The organism is Pseudomonas serboccidentalis (genome assembly GCF_028830055.1).
GTDB lineage: Bacteria > Pseudomonadota > Gammaproteobacteria > Pseudomonadales > Pseudomonadaceae > Aquipseudomonas > Aquipseudomonas serboccidentalis.
Window position 1 is genome coordinate 5,105,577 of the sequence record NZ_CP101655.1, and the last position, 25,398, is coordinate 5,130,974.

Genomic DNA, 25,398 nt, shown 5'->3' on the forward strand with positions numbered 1-25,398 from the left:
TAAAAAAACGCCAGCCCTTTCGGACTGGCGTTTTTCTTGAATATGGCAGGGGCGGCTGGATTCGAACCAACGCATGGCAGGATCAAAACCTGCTGCCTTACCGCTTGGCGACGCCCCTGTATCTCAAGCTCTGTAACAAGCTCTGCGAGAATGGGCCGCAATTTACCAACCTTTTTCTGATCTGGGAAGCCCCAAGTGCAAAAAAATTGTTTTAAAACAGCCAGTTATTTATGAATCAGGGCAAACGCCGCGTTTCACGTCGACAAATTCAACGCAATCGCCTCGCGAATCAGCGCTTTCAAGGCCTGCTCATCGAGCTGATCGCCCTCGTGAATATCAATCGCCCGCCGGGTGTTGCCCTCCAGGCTGGCGTTGAACAACCCCGCAGGATCGGTCAGCGCCGCGCCCTTGGCGAAGGTCATTTTCACCGCGGCCTTGTAGGTCTCGCCGGTGCAAATGATGCCACCCCGCGACCACACTGGAACCCCCCGCCACTTCCACTCCTCCACCACCTCGGGATCGGCCTGGTGAATGACCTTGCGGATCTCGCCGAGGATGGCGCCGCGCCAATCGGCCAGTTCAGCGATTCGTGCGTCGATCAGGGCCGAGGCGTCGGTGAGCGGTGTTTCGGGTTTCATGGCGGAGGTTCTCCATGGCGTCGTTTGAATCGGTTCGATTACAAGCCGATTTGCTTGAGTCCCTCGCGCATTCCCTGATCCGCTTGCTCGCACCATTGCTTGAGGCTCAGATCCGGCGGGAGGTTACCTTCCAGGCTCTTGTATTGACCGTCGGCCAACACTTCGCCCTTGCGCCCGAAACCTTCGTTCTTGTCGCCATCGGCCTTGTCGAACTCGCCCGGCATATTGGCAACGAACGCCACCATTTTGTTGGCGTTTTCAGTGCTGTCCGCTTTCAGATAGCCCTTGTCGACGCAATGCTTGATCAGGCCGGACATGTTGCGACCGGTGTCGTACATGCCTTTCAGGGTAGCGGGATCTGGCGTTTCTGCGCGAGCCAGGCCGGAAAGGCCGATAGTGGTGGTCAGAGCGAGGATCCAAGACGTGGCTTTCATATTAATTCCTTTAAGATTAGAGCGATTTAAGTTCCATCATGGCTTCAATTACTTCTTACTCAAACAACTTATGGGCTGAGCACAGCCATCCCATTGTCCTGCCGTTTCAAACTCTTCTGATCCCGGACCATTGAACGGAGTCTAACGGGTTGAACTCAACTCCTTTGAATCCCTCCGCCAACTTTTTGAATATTTCAGAGCAGACCAGACTGTCGCTACCAGAAATCAGCCGTTTATATTTGAACAGGTCCAACTTCCAATCATCAGGAAGAACCAGCTTTTTAAACCTGATCGGCCTGCTATTTTCCTCTACAAATGTGGATCTCGGATCACTGTTAGCCCGCACATCCAGTTCCTCAAACAACACGGCGTGGTAATCTTTTTTCGAGATCCTCTCACCCGCCTCTGACAGAACCTGGATTTTCACGCTGTCGACAATATTGACTTCAACCTGACGACAGGCAGCCAGAAACTCGTCACTCACGAAATAAAAGAACTTTGAAACGCTACGGACATCGAAGTCATAAAACTTGTCCTTGGATATAAGAACCATACCCTCCGGAAAAGGAGTGCGCGGCCCGGATTTTCCTCTTTCTGCGTACCAAGGGAAAAAGCCGAACTCCACACCCTTTGTATCTGCATAGAATTTATCAAAAAGGTCGGCATATAAAATCCCTGACGGGCAACCCGGCGCTTCTTTCTGAGACAAAACATAATAATTCATCGTATTGCAACCAGCCATACTCAAACTGGCTTGATAGCCGACCAAACCACATCTTCCAAAGGCGTAAAGTTCACCCCTTTTATATCTTTTGCAAGCGCCTTGAACTCACCCGAGCAAATAAGTGTATTACTTCCTGAAATCAACCCTTTGAACTTGAACAGGTGACGTTTGAAGTCGGTAGGCAGCACTAACTTCTTGAACCTGAAAATCAATCCATCCTCTTCTATAAAAGTAGAAGCAGGATCGGTCTCCGAGCGCACATCCAGCTCTTCAAAAAGTACGGCATTGTAATTTTTTGATGAGATTTTTTCCCCGCCCTTGGAAACCACCTGAATGGCTACAGCATCAGTAACGCCTACGTCTAAATCGCTGCAAACAGACATGAAGTCGTCACTAACTATGTAAAATCGCGCCACGCTCCTTATATCAAAATCATAGAATTTGTCTTTAGAAATAAGCACCATCCCTTCAGGATAGGGCGTGTGTGTTTTGTAATGGATTTTCTCCGCATACCACGAAAAAAAACCATGCTCGACAGCTTTGGTATCCGAGTAAAATTTATCGTAAAGATCGGCTTGCAAGAAGCCTGTCGGGCAACCAGGCTCTTCCTTTTGAGAAAGCACATAAAATTCCATATCAACTCTCCCTGCTTATCGAAGTCGGCGTTGTCTTGTTCCGCGCACTGACAGACTTGCTCTTAATCTTGTCTGAATCGCGGATATCTGAGCTCGCGCCTGAGCTTCATCGATGACACCAGCCTCATATTTGCTCCTGACGGTCGTCACCATGTTGTTAACCATCGGGCTATAAACCTTACCATGCGATCCGCAATGATAAAAAACGCGCTTGGTTTGTTTCGCCTTATCCGCACTGTCAGGCATCAATAACCCGTTTGCCTTTTTATCGCGGTCTGCGCCCATCCCGATATCCGAGAAGAAGCTGGCTTGCCTTCCCCACACTTCCTCAGGAATGAGGTGATGCGCCTGCATTTTGTCATGGGTTGTGCCGCCGAGCGCTCGATTGAGCGCAGTACTGCACAACCCGTTCGGGTCGACCCACTGCGTGGGGCTGACCGCATACTGATAGAAATTGATCCCCCCGGCGTAGCTGATCGGATCGCGAGAAATGAAGCGGCCGACCTCCGGGTCATAGTACCGATGCCGGTTGTAATGCAGGCCGGTCTCATGATCGTGGTACTGCCCCATAAAGCGGATCGGGTTAGTCAGCCCTTGTTGATGAGCTGAGGGCGAGTGATGCTCGATTGCGCTGCCCCACGCTTTATATTGCGCGCTCCACGCCACTTCGCCTTGCTGGTCGGTAAGTTCCTGCGGTGTGCCGAGGTGGTCACACTGGTACCACGCGATGGCATCAAAGGCTTGCGCAATCGGCTTGTGATTCCACAGTGGGTCTTCTTCCTGAGCGTAGGCATCATCATAGGTGGGTTGATTGGCAAGACTGATCGGCCTGTGACTCAATGCCTGGGCAACGGGAGCGAATGTCGCCGGCTCGAATACATAATGGACAGTACGGCCCGTATCACCATCATGTTGAACCGGACTGCTTTCCCATGCCAGATGGTCACCATCCCAGCCAAACAGCGTGAAACCGCAGCCCAATTCACGCTGTTTGCGGGCATGCTCATTGCGGTTCCAGAGCGAACCGGCCTCTGGACGCTGTTTGTAGTGAGCGCTGGAGTTTTTATGCAAGCGGCGACCGAGTGGGTCGTACGCATAATCCACCACCAGGCGGTCGTCTTCGAAACGCACCAGACGATCGAACAGATCCCATTGCATCTGACTATGACGGCCGTTTTGCCAACGTTTGATCAGGTTTCCACGCGCGTCGTATTCATAGTGCGTCCCGGCATACTCACGCAACAGGTTGTCGAGAAGTTTGCTGCGGGGCGCCGACTGGTCCAGCGGCCTGATGATTTCAAAAGCCGTGTCATCCAGAAGATTACCGGCCGGATCGAATGCGAAGGTTTCCACGCCAAGACGGGAAACAGCACCGATCAGCCGACCGACTGGATCGTAACGATAGGACAACGGGCCACGGCGACTGTCATTGATATCGGTCAGTTGACCAGCGGCATCATATTTATAGTCTCGTTTGAGCAGCACAGATTTATCGTCGCTACGCCCGAGCAACTGTTCGAGCAGCCGACCTGCCGGATCCCACTTCTGTGTTTGCAACAAGTGATTGCCTTGATGTCGTGCCACTTCACGATGCAAATCGTCTCGCTCGTAACCGATCAACTCGTGGTCGTCCAGACGCATCCCCAGCAAGTGCCCACTGCCATAGGTGAGCCAGCTGACGCGATGCCCGTCAGGGCGGATAGTCGCAACCCGCTGATTGAGCACATCGTACTCATGCTGCCAAACCGCGACTTTCGGACGCTCCAACTGCAGATAGTGTTGATGTTCACGCACCAGGTTGCCAGCCAGGTCATGGAACCATTGCAGGCGGCTATCGGTATTGCTTGCAAAAATGAGGTGGCCGTTGCCGTCATAGGCAAAGGTCTCGCTCTGCTGCTGATCACCCAGAGTGGCGCGACGCTCAATCACGCGGTTCATCGGATCGTAACGCAGCTCGATGCACCGCTCCCCGTTGTACATACTGGCCAGGCGTCCGGATTCCGGCTCATACACATAGCGAGTGGAACGGCCATCGAAACCGGTTTCGTCAAGCAGCCGGCCGATCGGATCGTAGGTGAAATGCGCACGGCGTTCGTTTTCGTTTTCCAGGGCGACCAGACGACCAAGCTTGTCCCAGCGATACCGGACCGCATGCTCCAGCGCATCAACCCGTTCAGCAATCAATCCTGCGGCGGTGTAATTCCAGGTGGTGCAACGATCCAGGCCATCGACATGAGCCAGCAAACGGCCTTCCGCATCGCGCTCAAAACGCTCTTCGGTCTTGTCCGGGTGCTTGATCAACATCAGTTGCCCGGCGTTGTACGCGTACTCGGTGCTCTGACCGGCGGCATCTGTGAAGCAAACCATTTGCCCACGTTCGTTGTACTCCCAAGCACTGGTCTTGCCTGAGCAGTCGACGTACTCCACCAGTTGCCCGGAAGTATTGTAGGAAAGCTTTTTTTCGTTGCCGTTGGCGTCTTTGACGGCGACCAACAAGCTCGCCGGGCTGTAGGCGTATTCGGTCTTGTTGCCCAGGGGGTCGACACTCTCGACAAGATTGCCTTTATCGTCGTAAGCCCTCACCCACTGGCCGCCCTCGGCATCGCTGATCTTGATCAGTTGGTCGAGATCGTCGTAGGCATAGTGCACCACCGTGTCATCGGCACGAATGTGCTCGAGAAGATTGCTTCGCTCGTCGTAGCTGTAGCGTTCAGAACGCCCATCAGCACGAACGTGGCGAATGACGTTCTTGGCGTCATCGCGGAAGAACCAATCGGAGCGATCATCGGCGTGCCGGATGCGGTAGGTATAACCAAGGCTGTCAAAGTAGTGCCAGGTTTCGTGACCGAGCGCATCTGTGACATACACCAGACGAATGTTTTCATCCCATTCCAGACGCGTATCGAAACTGCCGTCATCAGCCCACTCGCGAACAGCCTTCGCGTCGGCGCCGTCGCCTTGCCACTGCAAATTCATACCCCGGCCAGTGCGGTCGGTGTAACGGGTGATCAGGTGGTGTTGATACTGATAACGCCAGGCAGCACCATTTTCATCCTGGGCCTGAACCAGATCGCCTGCCGAATCGTACACATAGGAACAAAGCTGACGCAGAGGTTCACCGTCACGAATCTCCCAGAGCCCGGTCAAACGCCCCTGTTCGTCAATCATCGTGCCGAGATGCAGATGCACCTTGCCCGGTTCACCTTCATACGTGATCAGGTCAGACAGTACTGTCCGGTCACCCTGCTGGTGCTCGTAATGCAACATGAGGCCGGCGCCGCTTCGCAACTCCACACCGACCAGCAAAAATTGTTGACCACGACGCACATAGGTTTCCTTGCGTTCGAAACCACGGCAGAGCAGCAACTTGTCGTCACTCACCCGAACAACGGTGAGATTTTCAATCGCATCGTAGTGAAACAGCCCGATTTCAGGCAGCGGATAGTCATGGCTACGCCCATCCGCATCATGGAACTGCAAGGCACCGTCGACGAGGTCGAAGCGTGTTGTGAATGACGTAATCCATCGTGCACCCAGATCGCCCTGGTCATAGGCCTGCAGGTCTGAGCTGTAGATGCGCGTCCACTCGATCGGGAATGGGCCGGTCAGGTTGAAATCCGTGTGAGCAATACTTTCGGAACCGACCGCAAAGCTGATGCTGTCGCAAGTACCAGGACACGTACCATTTTTTTCCGCATTGGGTTTCTTCTTCGCCGGGACTTCCGTTTTCCTGACTTCGGTTCTGCCCTCGCCCGCCCGGTGTTTGGCTTGGCTCGTACCCCCCACCTTCACGTGCCCCGCGACACCACGCCTGTTACGCAGATGCCAGGCTTTCACAGCCTTGGCCAATACGATCAAGAGCGCACCGATAGAAAACGGCATGTTCGGATCGCTGAGTTTTTTTAACTGGGTCCGTAACTCCGGCCCCATGGCAACCAGAATTTTTGTCTGATCGTGGACGAGTTTCTTGGCCTCCTTAGGCAACAAGTGCTTGGCAGCACTGTTCACTACGCCCTTCCCGGCCGCTTTATAGACATCGCAGGCAGCATCAAAAATATTGCTGATAGCTTTGCTGGGGTCATGCAGGAGTTGTCCTCCCACACCGTCCATTTTTTTCCCTGCTCGCTTGAGGTCAACACCCGAATCAAGATCAGCGTCTACGACCGCGTTCAACCCCGTGGCAATCTGCTTCAGGAACTCCTCACCCTTTTGCCCGGCTTTATCCAGTAAATCCGGCAAGGCGGATTGGGCCGTCTTAACGAAATGATCAATCTCGCCAACAATCGTCGCGTTCAGGTGACCGGCAATCACGTTGATCAACGCATCGCCCAAGAGAGCCTTGCCAGCGACCTTCATTTCCTGCCTGACCAGGTAAAGCGTCGGTCGCAGGCTCATGCGTGCGGCAGCCATATTCGCCGGCACAGGTATGACGCCAATAAGGTCGATGCCAAGACTGACCCAATCCAGCGGATCACGCTTTTGACTACGCGATAAAACGGCAATGTCATTCAATACATCGACCAGCGCCATGATGTTGCCGACTACGGGCAGGGCTCCGGCGAAATACTTGATCCGTTCAAGCGTTACATAACCACCACTGACTTCCTGCAGCCATGCATCGAACTTGGCAGCATCGCGTCCGACGTCCGCTACTTGAATCTGATTAAGCGGTACAACAGCGACCTGGGATTCTCGTTTTACCGCAGCAGTTTCAGTCGTCATGACAACATCCAACAGACCGGAGGTCTCTTCGGGTGGTTATTGAAGGTGCAGACCTCTGGCGACCAGGCGATACAACGCCCCTGATCGGAGATCCGGTTCCCTATCGAAATTCAGTGGCTCAGCTGACAACCGCCCCTTTCGGGCCGCTGGCAATGAGTGCCGCACCGCAGGCGGTTTTCATGCCGTCGAGCGCGATGGGCACGCCATCGACGGTGTAGGTGCTGCTGCCCTCGGCAATCGGGAAAATCCCCTTGCACAACGGGCAACTGACCTTGTGACCGAGCCCGGCAATCGGCTTGCCGTTGAGATCGGTCCGGGAGAACGCTTCGAGCACCTTGCCACCGTGAGTGGTGGAGTCGCCCAAGCGAATGGCGTCTTTCATGTTGTCACTCCTTTGACCTTGGCCTGTCTATTGGCACGGATGCACGATGCAGACATTCAAGCGCTGTTCAAACAATGCCCTTGATGCGAAATGCTTCCTTGAGCTGCACCTCTTCATCTTCCTCACCATCCTCAAGACATCTATAGGCACTGTCACCCAGCGCCGAAAGCATGGTCTGGTACAGGCTCAATGATTTGAAATTGACCTGAAGCCACAGAACGCTCTCGTTTTCATGGATCAATCGAGCGTCATAATCAGCGCTGCTGTTGAGCGACCGATCTTTCAAGTAGAGATCACCGGGCTGCACGCGAACACACGCGTCGCTGCCCTCTACTTCGCTCATTACCTTACTGGCAGAGGTGGTGTCGTCGAACACCAGTTTGTATTCGTAACTCATGATCCGTGTGGCCTGTTTCGAACCGTCGGTAGGTCGGCAGGATTGCGCATGCCGATGTGTGTTTTGTTTGGATCGGTGGATATTGATCCACGATCGTCCAGCTGATTTCCGGATGGATCTTCTTTATGGATATGCGCGTTATTGCCTGACTTGTAAGGGCAGGGATTCTGGTTCCCGTACTTATGAACCCTGACCTCGGACCCGTCGGGATGCTTCCACTTTTGATTGACACCATTGTCGTTGGTTTTTGTGAACCCGGCATTAGTCAATGTAGTGCCTGCGCGACGGGTGTTCGTGCCCTTCATGCGAGGCAGATCCGAAGATGCCGAGAGACCCAGCGGATCGACCCAACTCAATGGGTTAAGCACGTATTGATACAGGTTCAAACCACCTGCAAGGCCAATCGGATCCTTACTGATGAAACGGCCCGTTTCGGGTTCATAGTAGCGATAGCGGTTTAAATGCAGCCCAGTCTCATGATCATGATACTGACCCTGGAACCTTATCGGATTCTTGATCCCGTTCTGTCGCGCCCATTCTGAACGCTGCTCACTGGCAGCCCCCCAAACCTTGTACTGCGCACTCCAGGCAATCTGGCCCTGAGCATCCGTCAGTTCCTGCGGTGTGCCCAAGTGGTCACACTGGTACCAGGCCAACGCATCAAACGGTTTCGCGGTGGGTTCGTCATTCCAGACGGGGTCATTTTCCAGACTGTATTCACCGTTGAATTCGGTCACACCAGACAGACTTATCGGTGCATGACGCACCGCCTGCGCCAGGGGAACATAGGTTTGCGGTTCAAAGACATAGTGAACCGTTCGACCGGGTGTGCCATCCAATTCATCCGGACTGCTCTCCCAGGCCAAATTATCACCGTCCCAGCCATAGAGGGTGAAACCGCAACCATGTTCACGCTGTACGCGACTGTGTTCATTGCGATTCCACTGAGAGCCCGCCTCCGGACGGCGTTTGAAGTGCGCAACGGAGTTTTTGTACAGGCGTCTGCCCAGCGCGTCATAAGCAAAGTCCACCGCAAGGCGGTTGTCTTCGAAATGCACGAGGCGATCAAACAGATCCCATTTCATCTGGCTGCGATTGCCGCTTTTCCAGCGCTGAATCATGTTGCCGCGATCGTCATACTCGAAATGAGTGCCTGCGTACTCCAGCAACAAATTGTCGACCAGTTTGTCGCGCGGCGGGGTCAGGTCCAGCGGCCCACGCATTTCCATGGCTTTGTTCTCTAACAGATTGCCCGCTGGATCGAACGCGAATGTTTCCTCACCATGGCGAGTAAGCGCGCTGAGCAACCGCCCGACGGGGTCGTAGAGATAAGCGTGAGCACCACGACGCGAATCACTGATGCCAGACAGTTGGGTGGCCGCGTCATATTGATATTCACGTTTGAGCAGGGTCGCTTTGTCATCACGTCGACCGACCAACTGCTCCTGGAGGCGCCCCAACGGGTCCCACTTTTGCGTTTGCAGCAAAAAGTTGCCTTGATGCCGTGCCACCTCTCGATGCATGTCATCGCGTTCATAGCTGATCAGCTCGTGATCATCAAGCCGCATACCCAACAGATGACCGCTGCCATACGTAAGCCAGCTGACACGATGCCCGTCCGGACGGAGGGTGGAAACACGTTGATTCAACGCATCGTAGTCGTGTCGCCAGACAGCGACGGTTGGCTTTTCCAATGAAAGATAGTAATGGTGCTCGCGCTGAAGGTTACCGGCCAGATCATGAAAGAACTGCAGGCGACTGTCAGCGTTTTCGGCCAACACCATTTTGCCGTTACCATCGTAGGCGAACGCCTCACTCTGCACCTGGTCCCCAAGACTGGCTCGACGCCCCGTCACTCGCCCCATCGGGTCGAAGCTAAATGAAACTGCGCGTTCACCGTTGATGATGCGTGCCAGACGGCCGGTTTCAGGATCGTACTGATAGTAAGAAGTGTGACCATCTACTCCGGTTTCGGACAACAGGCGCCCAAGCGAGTCATAGCGAAATAGCGTGGAGCGACCATTCTCGTTTTCCACCTCGGTCAACCGACCCAACGTATCCCAGCTGTAACGCTGGATCTGTTCTGCTGCGTCGACTCGTTCAATCACCAACCCTGCGGCGTTGTAACGCCAGGTAATGCAATGGTCGAGGCCATCGGTATGTGCAAGCATCCGGCCTTCGGCGTCACGTTCGAAACGCTCTTCGGTCTTGTCGGGATGCCTGATCAGTACCAATTGACCTGCGCGGTATTCGTACTCTGTACTTTCGCCGCAGGCGTCCGTGAAACAAATCATCTGCCCACGTGAGTTGTATTCCCAGGCACTCGTCTTGCCAGAACAGTCGGTGTATTCGACCAGCTGCCCAAGGTCATTGTATTCAAGGGCTTTTCCGTTTCCGTTGGCGTCTTTGATGGCGACTGGTACACCCGCCGAGTTATAGGCGTACTCGGTCTTGTTCCCTAGCGGGTCGGTCGCCTCAACGAGATTGCCTTGATCGTCAAAGCCGTGTTGCCATTGTCCACCCTCGGCATCACTGATCTTGATCAACAGGTCTTGATCGTCATAGGCGAAATGCACTTCGGTGTTGTCGGCCCGGATGTGTTCGAGGAGATTGCCTCGCTCGTCGTAGCTGTAACGGTCTGTGCTGCCATTGGCATGCACGTGTCTGATCAGGTTTTTTGCGTCATCACGGAACAGCCACTCGGAACGTTCGTCGGGATGACGGATGCGGTAGGTGTAGCCAAGGATGTCGTAGTAATGCCATGTCTCGTTGCCGTGAGCATCGGTGACGTAGGTCAGGCGAATGTTTTCATCCCATTCAAGGCGCGTATCAAAGCTGCCGTCATCCGCCCATTCCCGAATGGCTTTGGCATCGGGTCCCTGGCCAAGCCACTCAATATTCATGCCCCGCTCGGTTCGATCCGTATAGCGGGTTATCAGATGTTGTTGATACTGATAATTCCAGACTGCGCCATTTTCGTCCTGAGCCAGGATGAGGTCACCCTGGGTGTCGTATTGATACGCACACAGTTGACGCTCCGGTTGACCTTCACGAATTTCCCAAAGCCCCGTAAGGCGCCCGTGGTCATCCATCATTGTGCCGATATGCGTGAGGACATTCGTCACGTCGCCCTGATAGGTCATCAGGTCGGATAACACAGGAATGGTCCCATGGTGATGCTCATAATGCAGTTTGATACCCGCACCGCTGCGCAGGACAACGCCACTCAATAGATAACGTTGTCCACTTCGAACATAGGTCTCCCGACGCTCGAAACCACGACAAATCAGTAACTCTGTTTCGTCAACTCGAACCAGTGTGATGTTTTCTATCGCGTCGTAATGAAACTGCCCGACTTTCGGTAGAGGGAAAGTGTGACTACGACCATCTATATCGTGGAACGCCAAGCCGTCGTCGACACAGTCGATTCGGGTTGTAAATTCAGTGACCCACCGAGCGCCCAATTCGCCCTGATCGTAAGTGCTGAGTCGTGAGTTATAGGTGCGCACCCACTCGATTGAAAAAGGACCTGGCAAGCGGAAGTCAACATGGCTGAGGCTTTCTGATCCCATAGCGAAGCTGATACTGTTTCCGGTACCTGACTTGACGCCGTTCTTGCACCTGTTGCAGTTTGCTGATGCGGGGGCCTGACGACTGCTGGCTTCAAGACGGCCTTCGCCAGCCTTGTGCTTGGCCTGGGTGGTAGCATTGGGCTTGACGCCTGCGCTTTGCCCGTGTCCGCGACGTTTGCGGAAACTGGTCACGGCGCCGCCCAATACTTGAATCAACCAACCGATTGAATGCCGAGTGCCAGGGTCAGCCAATTTGCCCAGCTGGCTACGCAACTCCGGACCCAGCGCTTTCAGCGAAGTGGTGTGTTTGAGCACCAACTGCCTGGCCTGCTCCGGTAGCAGGTTCTTCGCCGCGGTATTGGCTACGCCTTTCCCCGCCGCCTTATATGCACTGAATGCTGCACCAAAAATATTGCTGATCGCAGCTTTTGGATCATTGAGCAACTGGTCACCGGCGGCGCTCAACTTTTTCTTGGCTGCCTGAACATCCCCCTTGGCATTCAGGTTGCCATTGACCGTTGTCTCCAGACCTTTGGCGATTTCGGTAATTGCGCTCTGACCCAGTTCGCCCGCATCGTTGAGAATACCCGCCAGTTTTGGTTGGGCCTGCTTCACAAAGTCATCGATGGTGCCAACGATTGTGGCGTTCAAATGCCCGACCAACACCTCGATCATCGAATCACCCAACAGCACTTTGGCGCTATTGCGTAACTCCTGACGCACAAGAAACAGCGTCGGACGCAAACTCATACGAGCCGCCGCCATCGTCGGTGGAGCAGGCAGCACACCGATCAAGTTGATACCCAGACTGACCCAGTCGAGCACTTCTCGTTGTTTGCTTTTGGCGAGAGTCACAATGTCACCCAAGGCATCGACCAGGGCCATGATGTTGCCAATAACAGGCAAGGCACCCGCGACATTCTTGATGCGGTCCAAAGTCACCACACCGCCGCTTATCGATTGCAGCCATGCGTCAAACACCGCAGCGCCGCGCCCTACGTCCTGGAGGTCCAGCGTATTGAGTGGAACGATGGCAACCTGAGGCTCACGTTTCACAACAGCAGTTTCAGTCGTCATGACAGCATCTCACCCGCCAGCAGGCCCGGGGTTTTAATAGAAGTTTTTGGTAGGGCTGGAGCAGGAAGCGTTGGCAACTTGCCCGCCTTGCTCGCCGCCCCCAAAATCCCCGAAGCACTCGGCAGCGCCGCACTCGCCAGTTTCGGCAACCCGGCCGCCCCGCCCTGCACCGCCCCCTTCACCTGCTGCGCCGTTTGCATCGCGCCTTGGGCGGTCTGCATGGCGCCCATGCCGGTCTGGGCCAGTTCCTTGCCCTTTTCCAGCATGTCCCAGTTCTTGTTCGGCAGGACCTGCGCAACCATCGCCTGCACCTGGCTCGGTACGTCTTCAGCGCTTGGCGGTTTCAGTGGCCATTCCGGTTTGCCGATGTAGCTGCCTTCACTCCAGGTGTCCGCCGGGTCCTTGCCGAACAGCACGCGCGCAGGCCCCGGGGCGGCGCCGGCGACGCTGGCGAAACCCTTGGCGTCGAGCTTGCCCTTGATGCTTTTGCCCAAGGCGTCGATCACTTCGTAATCGCCTTCCTTGATGCCCTGACGCCCGGCGTATTGGTTGAACAACTCCAGATTGCCCTTGCCCGGTTTCGGCGGTTCCGGGAACACGCCGGCCAGACTTTTCGCACCGGTGTAGGCGAAGTTCGCTGCGTGCGCGGTGTACGGGCCGCTGGTGGCGTGGGTGATGCCGCCGGCGTTGTAGGTGGTGGCGCTGCCGCCGCCCTGGATCACCAGTTCGGTTTTCGCGGTGATGGTGATGCGGTCGGCGTTGGCAGTGATGTTGAGTTTGGCCAGCAGGTTGATGCTGTCCTTCAGCGCACGCACGTCGATGTCGCCGGACGCGGCTACCAGACGCCAACCCATGCTTTGCACGAACAGGCGCATGCCGCGACTGGCACTGGCGAGCAGGCGTTTGCCGATGGAAAAACTGGTGTGCCCGGTGCTGCTCAGCGCCAGGTGTTCGCCGGTGGCGATGTGGCTGGAGCGCGGTGTGGTCAGGGCTATGCCGGCAGGGCTGGCGAGCACCAGATGCGGCTCGGTGAATTCCGGAAATTCGTTGGCAGTCATGTTCGCCGGGCCAGAGCCGAGCACACCTTGATGCTGCGCGTGCAGAGCCTTGGCGACGTCGTCCTGATCACCGGCCTCCTGCGCTTGTAGCTCTTTGGCCTGGGTGGCGAAACCGTCCTGCTGATCGCTCGCGGTGGCGAGACGTTCAGCGGTTTCCGGCAGGTCCTTGTGGTGCTTCGATTCGTTCGGACGCGGCTCGGTGGTGATCAGCAGGCCGGCGCCGGCCCGCACCGCGCCGTGGCGATCGGTTCTTAACTCAAAACCTTCACCGCGTGGCTGCCCGCCGCTCGGGCGCGGATGGGTCAGGTAGCCGAGGTTGATCGCACTGGCGCCGTGATCACTGCGCAGCGCGATGCTGATCTCGCTGGTGGTGTCGTCGATACGCAGTTCGTTGGCGCGGCTGCCCTTGTATTCCTTGCTTTTTACCGTGGCGAGGGTCTTGAAGTCCGGCAGCTTGTACGGCGGCAGATTCGCGCCGTGGTACAGGCAACCGGTGATCAAGGGCTGATCGGGATCGCCTTCGAGGAAGGTGATCAACACCTCCATGCCGACCCGCGGAATGTTGATCGCGCCAAAGGTTTCCGCGGCCCAGTTTGAGGCCACGCGCATCCAGCAACTGGTCTTGTCGTCGTGCTCGCCTTCACGATCCCAGAAGAACTGCACCTTCACCCGACCGTACTGGTCGCAGTAGATCTCTTCGCCCTCAGGGCCGCAGACCACGGCGCTCTGGGTGCCGAGCACTTTCGGTTTCGGGTGATCGAGCGGCGGACGGTACGGCACGTCCCACGGGATCGCATTGAAGCGGTTGCGATAGCCCTGGTGGAAATCGTCCTTGTTGTCGGTGGTGTCGCTGGTCACCGACTCTTCAAGCACTTGCGGCTGTTTGCCTTCGTGGAAGATCTCGGTGAGCAGCCACAGGTCGTTCCACGTCGGGTTGGCGTGTTCGGTCAGGGCGAGGAAATGCCCGCTGACCAGAATCGGCTGATCGCTGTTGCCCTCGGCCAGTCGATAGTCCGTGCGATGGCGTTCCAGTGCACGGTTGGCCAGGTGTTTGCCGCGCTCGCGATCAACGAAACGCCCCGGGTAATCGTAATCTTCCAGATCCGGCTGGGCGCTGCTCTTGGCGTCGCTTTCCAGCTCGATCTTCGGTTTGACGAAGTCGTAATCGCGGCGCGTGGTGCGGCTGGTGCGGGTTGCCAGACGCAGGCCGAAACGCTTGACTACCGGTTGATCGGCGACCAGCCCGGAGTCCTGCTGATAGGCCACTGGCGCCAGTTTCGGGAACACCGTCTGGTCATCGCCGAACATCAGTTTGTGGCCGCTGGAGGTGTGCTGGAAGTGGTAGTGAATCCCCTCTTCCTCGCACAGGCGCTGGACGAAATGCAGATCGCTTTCGTCGTACTGCACGCAGTAGATGCGCTCCGGATAGATCGCGCTCAACTGGAAGTGATAGTCGCTGGCGAGGATGCCGTGTTCTTCCAGCACCTTGCTGATGATCTGCTGTACGGTCATCTGCTGGAAGATGCGCTGATTGACCCGATGCGCGAGGTACGACAGCTGCGGGCGCAGGGAGATTTTGTAGCGGGTCAGGCGCTTGCCGGCCTCGCCCTGGGCGATGCTGTAGATCAGCCCGTGAATCCCCGTGCCGCTGGGCGACAGCTGCAGGAACGCGAGTTTGTGCAGCAGGCTTTCGAGGTTGATCGAGGCCTTCTCACTGACCAGTTCCAGTTCGAATTCGAAGGGGGTGTTGAGCGCCTCTTTCCCGGTGAACGACAGCACCTGGAAATCGCTGTCCGCGCCATCGATGGTCAGATTGAAATGAGGCTGATTGGCCGGTGAGAACATCCCTTGTTCCTCGCGCAATGCTGCGACGGGCGCCGGTTCCGTGGAGCGTGGCGCACGCAAAAAATTCTGTAGGTCAAAGCCGCCCCGGTCAGCCGCACTGGCCGGGGCAGTACAACAATCAGTCGCGATTAAACGACTGGAGCACGCCAGTCATCGGAACCCGAAGTACCGGATACTTCGTGGGTCCAGGTGATTTTGCGGTAGGTGAACTGCACTTCTTCCAGGTGGGTGAAGTGCGCGTTGCCTGGATCCTGGCAGTTGTGCATTTTGTTGTTGATGGCGACGATGATCGCGTCTTCCAGTTTGGTGGTGTAGTAGTGCTCTTGAGTACCTTGAGCCGAAGTACGGTACCACTGGATAACGATTTCGCTCATGCGCTCGCCGGAAGTCAGTGCCGCTTGCAGCAGTGGCGAAGCCTTGTCGTAGACCTTGGTGATCACCACTGGTTTGTGCACGCGCTGACCGGTTGGCTGACCGGATTGCGGGTCACGCGGGATGATCACGTCGTGGGTGAATGCCTGAACCATGACCTGGTCTTCGTGACCTTCCTGGAAGGTGTTGCCCACGGAGTCGGCGGTGAACGCGCCGGCAGTGATCAGACCTTGTTTTTCGCCAGTGACGGACATGTACGCTGGTGTTGCCATGGGGATGCTCTCCTTGCTTGAAAAAACACACCGACAGGCACCATTGCCCGTCCGGGTGTCTGCTCAGATATCAAAATCCATGCCAGCCATCATCTAGCTATTACCGATCAAGGATTTAGCGACCATGTCTTCGCGCTCTAACGCTTTAAACGTCGATAAACAGAAAAAAGTGCGCAAGAAGTTGCGCAGTACTGTGCAACTTCTTGCGCACTTGGCTGGAGGGCACGGTTTATAAGGGTTTGAAGGGCGTTCTCGGGTGAAATCCGCGAAACAACTGCGCAACTTTTTGCGCAGTTGCGATGTTTAGATTTTCGGCTCTGACGCCGCCACTTGCAGTTGACGATAAGCGTCCACCAGTTGCTGAAGATTGAACGCGAGATTCCTGCCGCTCGGGTTCGGCAACACCCACACCTGCGCGCCGCCAAAGGTCTTTGCCTGCGGTCCCCACGCCACGACTTTCTGCCCCGACAACGCGGCATACGCAGGCTTGCCCAGAAACGCCACATAGCGCGGCGCATAGCGGGTGATCTTCTGTTCAAAGCCCATGGCCGCTGCGGCGAACTCCGCCACCGCCAACTGATCCGCCCGCGCCGTCGGCCGCTCGACCACCGCCGTCAACCCGCAGCCAAATTGCACAAGGCTGCGATCATCCTCCGCCTGCACTTCATGCGGCGTGAACCCGGCCAGGTGCAAGGTGCGCCAGAAGCGATTACTGCGCCCGGCAAAATGATGCCCTTGCGATGCCGCGAGCAAGCCCGGATTGATCCCACAGAACACCACCGAAAGCCCCGGCACCAGAATGTCCTCAAGTCCTTCACCCGCCATGCACCCTCCCTCGCTCGCAAACATTTGCAATACCCCCCACAGCAAACTCTAGAATGGCAGCCCCATCCACAGAGACAACAACACGATGGACGTTATTCAGACCCTGCGCTGCTTCGTCACCGTCGCCCAGAGCGGCAGCTTCACCGCCGCAGCCGATGTGCTCGACACCACCACGACCAACGTGTCCAAAGCCGTCTCCAGCCTCGAAGCCCGGTTGCACACGCGCCTGATCAACCGCACCACCCGCCGCCTCGCCTTGACCGAAGCCGGCGTGCGTTATTTGCAGCGCGCCGAAAGAATCCTCGATGACCTGCGCGAAGCCGATGAAGAAGCCGGCACCGCCCAGACCCTGCCGGTCGGGCGCCTGAAGATCCACGCCATGGCTGCGATCGGCAACCACTACGTGATCAACGCCATCGCCCGCTACCGCGAGATTCACCCCTCGGTGATGTTCGACCTGAACCTGAGCAATCGCCTGCCCGACCTGATCGAAGAAAGCTACGACATGTCCATCGTTCTTGCCCGCGACCTGCCCGATTCCGGCTTCGTCGCGCAACGCCTGGGCACCACCTACAGCATCCTTTGCGCCTCGCCGAGCTACCTCGCCAAACGCGGCCACCCCGCCACACCCGCCGACCTCAGCGCGCACGACTGCCTGCGCATCGTCAACACGGTGATGCCCGCAGAAAACTGGGTGTTCGAAGGGCCACAAGGCATGGAAACGCAGAATATCCCGGACTCGCCTTTCCACATCAACACCGCCGACGGCATGGCCACGGCGATCAGAAATGGCATGGGCATCGGCATTCAGCCGCTGGCATCAGCCGTCGAAGGATTGGAGGGAGGCACTTTGGTGCGGGTCCTGCCGGAGTACCGCCTGGAGGAATACAACCTGTTCGCGATCTACCCGTCGCGCAAATTCGTCGACGCCAAAATCAAGACCTGGGTGGAGTTCCTGAAAACCGCCATCCCACAACTGCTGGCGTCCGATGAGGACACGGCCGGCGCCAGACAACTCGCCAACGCTTAGTGCCGCAGACCTGGAGTGTCGACCCTCCAGCGCCTGCACCGACATCAACCGTTGGAACAACCGCTGCCCATCACCAGGTATTGCACGACATGCCGCGCACCGTTCGAGTCGTCATAAGTCATCTGCGCAGGCACCACGCCGCACTGCTCACTGGTGTCAGAGATCGAGATCACATGAGCGATGTCGAGTTGAGTCGCATAGTTATAGACCTCTACCTCGGGGCTGGCAGGTGCGTCAGCAGCAAACGCCTGCGCACCGATACCGCCCAGGACCAGAAGAAGAGCGATTTTTGAAAGCTTCATGATGTTCACCGTCTTGTGAGGAACCGTGTTGGGTCACGGGTTGCAGACGATGTTAGGGGTTGAAGCGCACGGCAAAAATCGGTCGGCTGGACAAACACTGTGTCCAAAATGGTGATGAATAAAACCTGCACACCGTGGACACCCAATTCGCGAGCAAGCTCGCTCCCACAGGTTTTGTGTCCGACACTGCATTCGTGAACGCCGCAAAACCAATGTGTGCGAGCCTGCTCGCGAAAGCGCCAGCCCAGTCACTGATGATGCAGAAACTACCGCGCCCCACGCGCCCCAGGCCTGAAGCCATGCACCCGCGCCCACCACGCAATCGCAAATCCCACACCCACCAACACCACCATCGCCCACGGAAACGAGGCAACACCCCATTTGTCCAGCAACACCCCACCGACCACCCCGCTGCCGGCAATCGCGCTGTTCCATGCCACTACATTCAGCGATAACGCCACATCGGCGCCGTCCCCTGCCGCGTCCGCCAACGCCGTTTGCAACAACGTCGCCGCGCCGCCGAAGCTCAGTCCCCACACCGCTACACCGACGTAGATCACTTCCGGCACGCGCCCCAGCAAACCCAGTACCACGCACACTGCCGCAAACGTCGCGAGGCTCACCAACACCGTCTTGCGCAGCAGCGGCTCCACCAGTTTCGCGGTCAGCCAGATCCCCGCCAGCGCGGCGATGCCAAAGACCAGCAACACCAGATCCACGCGATCCTGTAGCCCTGCCGGTGCCACGAACGGCGCGATGTAGGTGTAGAGAATGTTGTGCGCCAGCATCCAGCTGATCACCACCGCCAGCACCGGTCGAACACCCGGCGTCGTCAACACGCTGCGCAGTGACATGCGCTGATGCGCAGGTTGCGGCGGATAGTCCGGCACCTTCACCAACACCCAGACGATCAATATCAAGGTCATGGCCGACATGATGCCGAACGTCGTCCGCCAGCCCACAAGCCCGCCCAGCCAGGTACCGAGCGGCACACCCAGCGACAGGGCAATCGGCGTACCGACCATGGCCAGCGCCAACGCCTTGCCCTGTTGATCGGGTTCGACCATGCGCCGGGCATAACCGGCCAGCAGACTCCAGGCCAACCCCGCCGAAACTCCCGCGAAGAACCTTGCCACCAGCGTCACCCCATAGTGGGATGACAACGCCGTGATCGAATTGAACAGCAGGAATCCCACAACGGTCAGCAGCAACACATTGCGCCGACGCCAGCCGCGCGTCGCAATGGTCATGGGTATGACCGCCAGCACCGAACCCAACGCATACGCGGTGACCATTTGGCCGGCCATCGACGGCGAAATCTCCAGGCCTTCGCTGATCAGAGGTAACAGGCCCGCAGGCAGCGTTTCAGTGACAATACAGATGAACCCGGTCATCGCCAGCGCCAGCAATGCGCCGACGGGCAGGCGTTTGGGCGCTGCCGATAAAGTGATTGAAGGTGTCACGGGAAGCTCCTTGAGCAGAGAAATTCAGACTTAGATACCGATCGATATAAAATACTGGCGGCAGGTCCCGCTCGTTGTCAACGACTTATGTATCGACTAGTATCTAAATCATCTTTTCGAGGAGTTCCGATATGGCGAGAATGGGCCGCCCCCGCGCTTTCGACCGCGACGACGCCGTCGATCAGGCCATGCAACTGTTCTGGCAACACGGCTACGACTCCACTTCCCTCGCCTTGTTGAAGGCGGAACTGGGTGGCGGCATTTCCGCGCCGAGCTTCTACGCCGCGTTCGGCTCCAAGGAAGCCCTGTTCGATGAATGCGTGCAGCGTTACCTGGCAACCTTCGCCCAGGTCACCGAATGCCTGTGGGATGAAACCCTGCCACCGCGCCAAGCCATCGAAACCGCCCTGCGCCAGTCCGCACGCATGCAGTGCGACGACGGCCACCCCAAGGGCTGCATGGTCACCCTCGGCGTCATGAGCGCGCCAGGCCCGGAGAATGCCCGCGTGGTCGAAGCCCTCACCCAGTCCCGCGCCCGCACTCGAGCGGGGATTGTGGCGTGTGTCGAGCGTGGGATTCGCGAGGGTCAGCTACCCGAGCGGACTGACGCCGTCGCGATGGCGACCGTGTTTGACAGCTTTCTGCAGGGGATTTCCATACTGGCGCGGGATAACACCGCGCTTGCGGTGATTGATGCGGCGATCAGTCAGGTGATGTTGGCGTGGGACATTACTGCCTCACCCTGAACATTGGCTTCAACAACGAAGTTTCTGATGGTGAAGTCAATCAGATTTTTTTCATCAGGCCGCGATGAACACGAGATGGGGGGTCATCACAGATCCAATGTAGGAGTGAGCCTGCTCGCGATAGCGGTGTGTCAGACAACGGAAATGTCAGAGACATACCGCTATCGCGAGCAGGCTCACTCCTGCAGGGTTCGGTGATGAATGTGGGGTTCTCGATTGAAGGCAATCCCGTCCATAATCCCCTCCCCCAAATGGACCGAAACAGGACGTGTGAAATGGACACCACTCAATGGCTTGAGTTGTTCGAACGAGCTTTTCGCGGCATGGAGAAGAACCTTGAGCAAGTGCTGCAACTCAACAGTTGCCGCGAACACTGGATTCAGGCGCAAATCAGCCTTCAAGCCTGGTTCGAAGACGAGGTCGAGATCTGGACAGACCTGCCAATAGGCGATCGACGCAAAGCCGATCTGTACTCATTGGACGACAACGGCGCAACAAGGATGGTCGCCGAAATCAAATGCCTGGGCGATGTCTCGCAGGCCAAGTGCCTGGAAGGCGATTGGTCGGTGCGGTCCGATGTCGACCGGTTGCGCTCTTTCGAATGTCCGACCCGTCTGTTCGTTCTGGTCATCGCCAAAGGCGAGCGCGAAACCAACACCGGACGCCGCCTTCGCGAAGATGAATGGGTGGATGGCCGGACCTGCGTCAGTGTCGATCTGAAATTTGCTCTGGTCCGGATGTGGGCGTTGTAAGTTCGGATCGCGATTCACTGTGCACGCGACATGGGCCGCTGCGACCCAGGATTGCCAATGCTAATTGTGTTCAGCGGCCTGGCAGGAACCTGGCACAGTGTCGTGGCTGATGGCGTGAATCCGCTGGCTGAAAACCGGCAAGCGTGGGCCGACATTGCGGCGCGGGAGGATGGGCAACTGAGTCGCCAGGGGAAGCTAACCTGTTGGCGATTGCGGAGGGTCAGCCAAAGAGGATGGCGGCTGACACGGCCTCTTCACGAGCAAGCTCGCTCACAGGGTTACTGCGGTGAACTCAGGATTGACGGCTAGTCGAGATCATTGTGGTGAGCCAGCCTGCTGGCGAATGCGGTGCGTGACGATCTCCAGCCCCTCTCCCACTTCCGGCACCTGAAAGTAACGTGTGATCAAATCAAATTCCGCATCCGACGCCGCGAACTCATGCTCGGCCAGCGCGTTGCGTGCATGCAGCCGGGCGCGGCAGGTGGCGTCATCCACGTCGAGATAGTGCAGGCAATGCGGCACTCGCGCGCTATCCGCCAGCCCTCGCAACCACTGCCGATCTGCCACAGTATTGGCTGGAAAATCCAGCACCACACTCACCCCCGCCGCCAGCACATCGATCACCAGCGGCCCCAGCACCCCGCGAATCTGTCGCGCGCATCGAACGTAATCCGCTACGGATTTGATCTGCTGCGGATACAGCCGCGACAGCCACTGATCTTCACTCAGCACAATCGCGCCGTGCTCCTCTGCAAGCGATTTGGCCAGTGTGGATTTGCCCGAGGCGATCTTGCCGCACATCAGGTGTAATGTCGGTGCACACATCGGGGACGCTTCCTTATGTCGATTGCTGGATAATGCCCAACGCCTGTCAGCGAGGCAATTGCAGCCTCTGACCCAACGAGGACACCTGATGACCGCAACCACCGTCCGCCAATGCTCGTCCTGGCTGCTACTCACCCTGCTCGCCACCGCCGTGACGCTGACGGCAGGCTGTTCGAGCAAACGCTACGCCACCAACGGCTCGAACTGCTACGCCAAAGCCGTGCCCACCTCCGGCGAAGGCGGTTTGGCCTGGGGCGACACCCTGAGCATGGCGCGCAAGAAATCGATGAATAACTGCATGCGTTATGCGAGCCGCTCCGGCGGAACGCCGAACACTTGTCAGGTGGTGCAGGCACAGTGCAAACGCTGACAGCGACGACAATGATGTTGGCTGACACCGCCCCATCGCCGACAAGCCCAGCGCCCTCAGGTTTTGCGGTGCATGAGGGGTTGGCGCACGACCTTACGATCGCACTAGGCGCCGCGCTTGAGTACGGCCGTCGAAACCCGTGGCTGGATCATTTTCTCGATCAACGCAACGACGTCCTTCGCGCCATAGCAACGGAACAGAAGGCTGCCGGCATCCGTGTCGAGACAGACGATTTTAGTGATGAAGCCGCCTTCAAGGGTGACCTTGCGGACCATTCCCAGCGGCACTCTGATGTCCAGTGTGCCGTCCTGAACCATGCGATTCATGGCGTTGGCGTTCAAGTACACAGCGGCATTCGTCAGGGTCATTTTGCCGCCGACCCACAGCCCGCCGTAAACCTCTTGGAAGCCCTCCAGCACGCCGGCCAAGGCAGCGACGTTGCCACTGCCGGCAGCATCGTAAAAATCACCTACGCCTTCGTAATCGACTTCGACGTCAGCCACCAGAAAGTTGACCAACTTCGACTTGACGACCTTTTCGTCCATCCTTGAATCTCCATGATCCATTAGTGGCAAAACAACGTGCTGAAGGGATTTATCCCCTCAGCACAGGGCTGGCATTCAGCGCTTCAACGCCGCCGCATTGGCCCGCGCCGCGTGCAGCTTCTTGTAACTGTCGATCAGACGCAAATGACGATCCAGCCCTTCGAGTTTCATGCTGGTCGGCGTCAGACCATAGAAACGCACACTGCCGTTGACCGAACCAATCGCCGCGTCCATCCGCTCGTCACCAAACATGCGACGGAAGTTGGCTTCGTAATCGGCCAGTTCCAGATCCTCGTCCAGCTCCATTTCCAGGCACACATTCACCGCCTGGTAGAACAAGCCGCGTTCGACAGTGTTGTCGTTGTACTGCAGGAAGGCTTCGACCAGGTCTTTGGCCGGTTCGAATTTCTGCAGGGCGAGATAGATCAGCAGACGCAGTTCCAGAATCGTCAACTTGCCCCACGGCGTGTTGTCGTCGAACTCGATGCCGATCAGCGTGGTGATGTCGGTGTAATCATCCAGCTCGCTGTTCTCCAGGCCCTGAGCGAGGTTGCGCAGGCCGACCTTGCTCAGGCTGTGCAGGTTGAGGATGTCGGCGCGGAATTGCAGGGCCTTGTTGGTGTTGTCCCAGATCAGGTCATCCACCGGGTAGATTTCCGAGTAGTCCGGCACCAGGATCCGGCAAGCGTTGGCACCGAGGTCGTCGTAGACCGCCATGTACGCTTCTTTGCCCAGGCTTTCCAGGATGCCGAACAGGGTCGCGGCTTCTTCGGCATTGGAGTTTTCGCCTTGACCGGAGAAGTCCCACTCGACGAACTCGAAATCGGCCTTGGCACTGAAGAAGCGCCACGACACCACACCGCTGGAGTCGATGAAGTGCTCGACGAAGTTGTTCGGCTCGGTCACCGCCTGGCCAGAGAACGTCGGCTGTGGCAGGTCGTTCAGGCCTTCGAAACTGCGGCCCTGCAGCAATTCGGTCAGGCTGCGCTCCAGCGCCACTTCAAGGCTTGGGTGCGCGCCGAACGAGGCGAACACCCCGCCGGTGCGCGGGTTCATCAGGGTCACACACATTACCGGGAATTCACCGCCCAGCGACGCGTCCTTCACCAGCACCGGGAAGCCCTGCTCTTCCAGGCCTTTGATCCCGGCGAGAATGCTTGGGTACTTCTCCAGCACGTCCTGCGGCACGTCCGGCAGGGCCAATTCGCCTTCGAGGATTTCGCGCTTGACTGCGCGTTCGAAGATCTCCGACAAGCACTGCACCTGCGCTTCGGCCAGGGTGTTGCCGGCGCTCATGCCGTTGCTCAGGAACAGGTTTTCGATCAGGTTGGAGGGGAAGTACACCACCTCGCCATCCGACTGGCGCACGAACGGCAGCGAGCAGATGCCGCGCTGGGTGTTGCCGGAATTGGTGTCGTACAGGTGCGAGCCTTTGAGCTCGCCGTCGCGGTTGTAAATGTCCAGGCAGTATTCGTCGAGAATCTCTGGCGGCAGCTCGTCTTTCGGGCCGGGCTTGAACCAGCGCTCATTCGGGTAATGCACGAACTCGGCGGTGGCGATGTCTTCGCCCCAGAACTGGTCGTTGTAGAAGAAGTTGCAGTTCAGGCGCTCGATGAACTCGCCCAGTGCCGAGGCCAGTGCCCCCTCTTTGGTCGCGCCCTTGCCGTTGGTGAAACACATCGGCGAGTGCGCGTCGCGGATGTGCAGCGACCACACGTTAGGCACGATGTTGCGCCACGAAGCGATTTCGATCTTCATGCCCAGATCGGCGAGGATCCCCGACATGTTGGCGATGGTCTGCTCCAGCGGCAGATCCTTGCCGACAATGTAGGTGCCCGCCTCCGACGTCGAATGCGGCATCAGCAGCGCCTGCGCGTCGGCGTCGAGGTTCTCGACTTCCTCGATCACGAACTCGGGGCCGGTCTGCACGACTTTCTTCACCGTGCAGCGATCGATCGAACGCAGGATGCCCAGACGATCTTTCTCGGAAATGTCCGCCGGCAACTCGACCTGGATCTTGAAGATCTGGTTGTAGCGGTTTTCCGGGTCGACGATGTTGTTCTGCGACAGACGGATATTGTCGGTGGGGATGTTGCGCGTTTCGCAGTACAACTTCACGAAGTAAGCCGCGCACAAGGCCGACGACGCCAGGAAGTAGTCGAACGGCCCCGGTGCCGAGCCATCGCCCTTGTAGCGAATGGGCTGATCGGCGATCACCGTGAAGTCGTCGAACTTGGCTTCAAGTCGAAGGTTGTCGAGAAAGTTGACCTTGATTTCCATGCGGGTTTACCAGAGAGCAAAAACGAATTGGCGGCCATTATCCGGGTTTTCAGCCTGACGTCTTGTGCTTTTGCGTAATCGCCGTCGGGTGGGCTCTGCTGCGCCTCTGCTCGGGCGGACGACAAAAATGCC

General features: G+C 57.3%; 20 protein-coding genes and 1 tRNA gene. 4 read left to right on the top strand and 17 right to left on the bottom strand.

Features of this window, described 5'->3' with window-relative positions:
- Nucleotides 1-43: 43 nt before the first annotated feature.
- From NN484_RS23320 to mug, 12 genes are all read right to left on the bottom strand, one after another.
- Nucleotides 44-118 (bottom strand) — tRNA-Gln (locus NN484_RS23320).
- Nucleotides 119-254: 136 nt separating this feature from the next.
- Nucleotides 255-638, bottom strand: coding sequence for a DUF1801 domain-containing protein (locus NN484_RS23325; protein ID WP_215500347.1), 384 nt, complete (start codon nt 636-638; stop codon nt 255-257).
- Nucleotides 639-676: 38 nt separating this feature from the next.
- Entirely contained in the window at nt 677-1,072 is a 396-nt protein-coding gene (locus NN484_RS23330; RefSeq protein WP_127646772.1) for a hypothetical protein, read from the bottom strand.
- Between the two features lie 106 nt (nt 1,073-1,178).
- Nucleotides 1,179-1,796 (bottom strand): Imm43 family immunity protein, encoded by a 618-nt coding sequence (locus NN484_RS23335; RefSeq protein WP_274658019.1) that lies wholly within the window; start codon nt 1,794-1,796, stop codon nt 1,179-1,181.
- A gap of 20 nt (nt 1,797-1,816) precedes the next feature.
- Nucleotides 1,817-2,431, bottom strand: coding sequence for an Imm43 family immunity protein (locus NN484_RS23340; RefSeq protein ID WP_215500349.1), 615 nt, complete (start codon nt 2,429-2,431; stop codon nt 1,817-1,819).
- 15 nt (nt 2,432-2,446) lie between these two features.
- Nucleotides 2,447-7,153, bottom strand: coding sequence for an RHS repeat-associated core domain-containing protein (locus NN484_RS23345; RefSeq protein ID WP_274658020.1), 4,707 nt, complete (start codon nt 7,151-7,153; stop codon nt 2,447-2,449).
- Nucleotides 7,154-7,271: 118 nt separating this feature from the next.
- Nucleotides 7,272-7,535 (bottom strand): PAAR domain-containing protein, encoded by a 264-nt coding sequence (locus NN484_RS23350; RefSeq protein ID WP_039771176.1) that lies wholly within the window; start codon nt 7,533-7,535, stop codon nt 7,272-7,274.
- Nucleotides 7,536-7,602: 67 nt separating this feature from the next.
- Complete coding sequence (locus tag NN484_RS23355) at nt 7,603-7,932, bottom strand: hypothetical protein (RefSeq protein ID WP_215500351.1); 330 nt, start codon at nt 7,930-7,932, stop codon at nt 7,603-7,605.
- Nucleotides 7,929-12,581 (bottom strand): RHS repeat-associated core domain-containing protein, encoded by a 4,653-nt coding sequence (locus NN484_RS23360; RefSeq protein ID WP_215500352.1) that lies wholly within the window; start codon nt 12,579-12,581, stop codon nt 7,929-7,931. The genes NN484_RS23355 and NN484_RS23360 overlap by 4 nt, the downstream gene beginning before the upstream one ends.
- Nucleotides 12,578-15,484, bottom strand: coding sequence for a type VI secretion system Vgr family protein (locus NN484_RS23365; protein ID WP_274658021.1), 2,907 nt, complete (start codon nt 15,482-15,484; stop codon nt 12,578-12,580). The genes NN484_RS23360 and NN484_RS23365 overlap by 4 nt, the downstream gene beginning before the upstream one ends.
- A gap of 128 nt (nt 15,485-15,612) precedes the next feature.
- A complete protein-coding gene (locus NN484_RS23370) occupies nt 15,613-16,128 on the bottom strand; it encodes an Hcp family type VI secretion system effector (RefSeq protein ID WP_008084998.1) in 516 nt (171 codons plus the stop codon).
- A 303-nt stretch (nt 16,129-16,431) separates the two neighbouring features.
- Nucleotides 16,432-16,953, bottom strand: a complete 522-nt coding sequence (gene mug / locus NN484_RS23375) for a G/U mismatch-specific DNA glycosylase (RefSeq protein ID WP_215500393.1) — start codon at nt 16,951-16,953, stop codon at nt 16,432-16,434.
- A gap of 85 nt (nt 16,954-17,038) precedes the next feature.
- Here mug and NN484_RS23380 point away from each other — a divergent pair, with 85 nt between their 5' ends.
- Nucleotides 17,039-17,983 carry a LysR family transcriptional regulator gene (locus NN484_RS23380; protein WP_274658022.1) on the top strand — a complete coding sequence of 315 codons (945 nt, stop codon included), beginning with the start codon at nt 17,039-17,041 and terminating at the stop codon, nt 17,981-17,983.
- A 44-nt stretch (nt 17,984-18,027) separates the two neighbouring features.
- Here NN484_RS23380 and NN484_RS23385 read toward each other — a convergent pair whose 3' ends face one another.
- Nucleotides 18,028-18,285 (bottom strand): DUF2790 domain-containing protein, encoded by a 258-nt coding sequence (locus NN484_RS23385; protein WP_127646749.1) that lies wholly within the window; start codon nt 18,283-18,285, stop codon nt 18,028-18,030.
- Between the two features lie 266 nt (nt 18,286-18,551).
- Nucleotides 18,552-19,748 (bottom strand): MFS transporter, encoded by a 1,197-nt coding sequence (locus tag NN484_RS23390; protein WP_215500356.1) that lies wholly within the window; start codon nt 19,746-19,748, stop codon nt 18,552-18,554.
- Between the two features lie 131 nt (nt 19,749-19,879).
- On the opposite strand from NN484_RS23390, the gene NN484_RS23395 reads away from it, so the two are divergent.
- Together NN484_RS23395 and NN484_RS23400 are read left to right on the top strand one after the other, a co-directional pair.
- Entirely contained in the window at nt 19,880-20,494 is a 615-nt protein-coding gene (locus tag NN484_RS23395; RefSeq protein ID WP_274658023.1) for a TetR/AcrR family transcriptional regulator, read from the top strand.
- 275 nt (nt 20,495-20,769) lie between these two features.
- Complete coding sequence (locus NN484_RS23400; protein WP_127646743.1) at nt 20,770-21,246, top strand: hypothetical protein; 477 nt, start codon at nt 20,770-20,772, stop codon at nt 21,244-21,246.
- Nucleotides 21,247-21,561: 315 nt separating this feature from the next.
- On the opposite strand, the gene NN484_RS23405 is transcribed toward NN484_RS23400, so the two are convergent.
- Nucleotides 21,562-22,071 carry a P-loop nucleotide/nucleoside kinase family protein gene (locus tag NN484_RS23405; RefSeq protein ID WP_274658024.1) on the bottom strand — a complete coding sequence of 170 codons (510 nt, stop codon included), beginning with the start codon at nt 22,069-22,071 and terminating at the stop codon, nt 21,562-21,564.
- A gap of 88 nt (nt 22,072-22,159) precedes the next feature.
- Between NN484_RS23405 and NN484_RS23410 the strand changes: the two genes are divergently transcribed.
- Complete coding sequence (locus tag NN484_RS23410; RefSeq protein WP_127646739.1) at nt 22,160-22,441, top strand: hypothetical protein; 282 nt, start codon at nt 22,160-22,162, stop codon at nt 22,439-22,441.
- A gap of 104 nt (nt 22,442-22,545) precedes the next feature.
- Here the strand turns inward: NN484_RS23410 and NN484_RS23415 are convergent, their stop codons facing one another.
- Both NN484_RS23415 and NN484_RS23420 read right to left on the bottom strand, forming a co-directional pair.
- Nucleotides 22,546-22,986 (bottom strand): hypothetical protein, encoded by a 441-nt coding sequence (locus tag NN484_RS23415; protein WP_274658025.1) that lies wholly within the window; start codon nt 22,984-22,986, stop codon nt 22,546-22,548.
- Nucleotides 22,987-23,061: 75 nt separating this feature from the next.
- Nucleotides 23,062-25,266, bottom strand: coding sequence for an OsmC domain/YcaO domain-containing protein (locus NN484_RS23420; protein WP_274658026.1), 2,205 nt, complete (start codon nt 25,264-25,266; stop codon nt 23,062-23,064).
- Between the last annotated feature and the right edge of the window lie 132 nt (nt 25,267-25,398).